The sequence below is a fragment of the Pseudomonadota bacterium genome (assembly GCA_038533575.1).
GTDB lineage: Bacteria > Pseudomonadota > Alphaproteobacteria > Rhodobacterales > Rhodobacteraceae > Shimia_B.
This window is the reverse complement of sequence record JBCAYL010000014.1, coordinates 1-2424: the sequence shown is the minus strand read 5'-3', so window position 1 is coordinate 2424 and position 2424 is coordinate 1. Positions and strand designations below refer to the sequence as shown.

The window sequence follows — 2424 nt, the reverse complement described above, 5'->3', positions numbered from 1 at the left end:
GTCGTCTGCACGCCGGCCAACCCGAGCGGCAAGGTGTGGACCGAGGCCGAACTGCACACCATGCTCGCCCTCGCCGAAGAGCACGATCTCTGGCTCGTCACCGACGAGATCTACGAGTACATGACCTACGACGACCACTGCCACGTCTCGCTGGCGAGCTTGCCGGGCGCGTACGAGCGGACCGTGACGCTGTCGGGCTTCTCGAAGACGTTCAACATGACCGGCTGGCGGCTGGGCTACGCGGTCGCGCCGCGCCCCGTGATTGAGAAGATGGGGCTCGTCAACGACCTCGTCTACATCTGTGCACCCGCGCCGCTTCAGCACGGCCTTGCCGCTGCGCTGCCGATGCCGGACGCTTACTACGCGCAGATGCTCGCCGACTACGCCGCCAAGCGCACGCTGCTGTGCGAGACGCTGCAGGCGTGCGGCTTCGAGGTGAACTGGCCCCAGGGGGCGTACTACGTCCTCGCCGGCACCCGCGCCCTCGCCGAGCGCCGCGCGGGCTTCGAGGACGACCACGCCGCCAGCCGCACCCTCATCGACGAGGCGGGCGTCGGGACCGTCGCGGGACGCTCGTTCTTCGCCGACCCCGAGCGTGGGCGCTACCTCCTGCGGTTCTGCTACGCGAAGGAAATGCCGGTCCTCGAAGAGGCGTGTGCCCGGCTTCGGCGCATGCTCACGTAGTCACGCTCCTGGACAGGCAGGCGTAGCAACGTATTGACAAGGTTGTTGTATCAGATTACTTTGTGATTCAAAGTAAACCAGATCTGCCCGCCCTCCATGATCCCTCCTGCTTCTCGCCTCGTCGTGGCCTCGGTCGGCTTCGCGGTCGCCCTCATCGCAGCACGCATCGCCGTGACAGGCAATCTGCAGTTCGCCTTCCTGCTCTGGAACCTGTTCCTCGCCACAGTCCCGCTGGTGCTGAGCCGCGGGCTCGCCCGGTTTGAGAGGCCGGGGTGGCTGCCTCTCGGCGTGGGGAGCGCGTGGCTGCTGTTCTTCCCGAACGCGCCCTACCTCCTCACCGACCTCATCCACGTGCATCGGGGCACGGAGGCACCGCTGTGGTACGACCTCGTGCTGCTGCTCGCGGCGGCCTGGGGAGGAATGCTGGTCGGCATGGTATCTCTGGCGGAGGTACACGGCACGGTGCGGCGATGGTATGGCGCTCGGGCGGGCTGGTCGGTCGCGGTCGGCGCCCTGGCGCTCGGCAGCTTCGGGATCTACCTGGGGCGGGTCCTCCGCTGGAACTCGTGGGACGTGCTCACCGCTCCAAGCGCACTCCTGGCCGACGTGGTGGCTCCGCTCCTCGACCCGTTCGGCCACCCGAGGGCGGTGGGAATGACCATCCTCTTCTCGGTGCTGCTGACGCTCTGCTACCTCGCCCTGCGTCCGCTGGCGGACCGGGCAGCCGCGGCCGCCGAGGCCACCGCGAAGTAGGAGGCAGGCGGAGGGATTGACCGAGGCTGGGCGGCCTAGGCCGCGTTGACATTAGGCGAGTAGCAACAGCGTCGATACCACGTGCACGAACGCCAGGTAGTTGCGGCCCGTCTGCTCGTAGCGCGTCCCCACCCGACGATACCGCTTCAGCCGACCGATCAGCCGCTCCACTTGATTGCGCTCCCGATAGAGTTCGCGGTCAAAGGCCGGCTTCAGTGAACGCGCCGCACTCGGCTTGATCACCGCCTGGATCCCCTGCGCCGCCAACGCCTCCCGGATGGCGTCCGAGTCGTAGGCGGCGTCGGCCAGCACCGCCTCGGCCGCCAGCCCTTCGATGAGCGGCAACGCCGCGTGACTGTCGGCGCTTTGCCCCGGTGCGAGCGCGAAGCGGACCGGGTTGCCGAGCGCGTCGCAGGCCACATGCAGCTTCGTCGAGAGCCCACCGCGGCTACGTCCCAGGGCCTCCCGCTGGGCCGCTAGCTGGCTGCTAGCCCCCTTTTGCGTCCGCGCGAGGCGTCTTGGTGGGCGCGGAGGATGGTCGAGTCAACCATGAGCCACTCCAGGTCGGGGTCCTGAACCGCCTCGAAGAGGCGTTGCCAGACGCCCTTCTTGCTCCAGCGGTTGAAGCGGACGAAGACGGAGTTCCACTTGCCGAAGCGCTCGGGGAGGTCACGCCAGCGTCCGCCGTTGTTGGCGACGAAGAGGACGGCTTCGAGGAAGAGGCGGTTGTCGCGGGCGGTGCGTCCTCGGTCGCCGGGCTTACCGGGTAGCAGGGGAGCGATGCGGGCGAACTGTTGGTCGGTGAGGGTGTGAGCGGGCACGGGCAGCAGAGGTTGGTTGCTGCCGGTATCGACCATCGGCCGTCCGACTCAAATGTCAACGCTACCTAGTATTTGGTGAGGCTAGTCGGTAACCTTTGCGTTCCCGCATGCCCCACTGAACGTTGCCATGTCCACCCGTCTAGCTCCTGGTTTTGAAGCATCGTGG

Annotated in this window: 2 protein-coding genes and 1 pseudogene; 2 read left to right on the top strand and 1 reads right to left on the bottom strand. The window is 67.3% G+C overall.

The window, feature by feature from the left end:
• Both AAFM92_16800 and AAFM92_16795 read left to right on the top strand, forming a co-directional pair.
• Positions 1-684: pyridoxal phosphate-dependent aminotransferase (locus AAFM92_16800; GenBank protein ID MEL7302023.1), on the top strand; the 684-nt coding region annotated here is incomplete at its 5' end.
• A 96-nt stretch (positions 685-780) separates the two neighbouring features.
• Complete coding sequence (locus tag AAFM92_16795; protein ID MEL7302022.1) at positions 781-1437, top strand: DUF1361 domain-containing protein; 657 nt, start codon at positions 781-783, stop codon at positions 1435-1437.
• 51 nt (positions 1438-1488) lie between these two features.
• Here AAFM92_16795 and AAFM92_16790 read toward each other — a convergent pair.
• A pseudogene (locus tag AAFM92_16790) lies at positions 1489-2294 on the bottom strand (IS5 family transposase).
• Positions 2295-2424 lie beyond the last annotated feature (130 nt).

What these genes read in the sequence shown, in the direction of transcription:
- AAFM92_16795 (MEL7302022.1), top strand. Translation starts at nt 781, where the DNA reads ATGATCCCTCCTGCTTCTCGCCTCGTCGTGGCCTCGGTCGGCTTCGCG.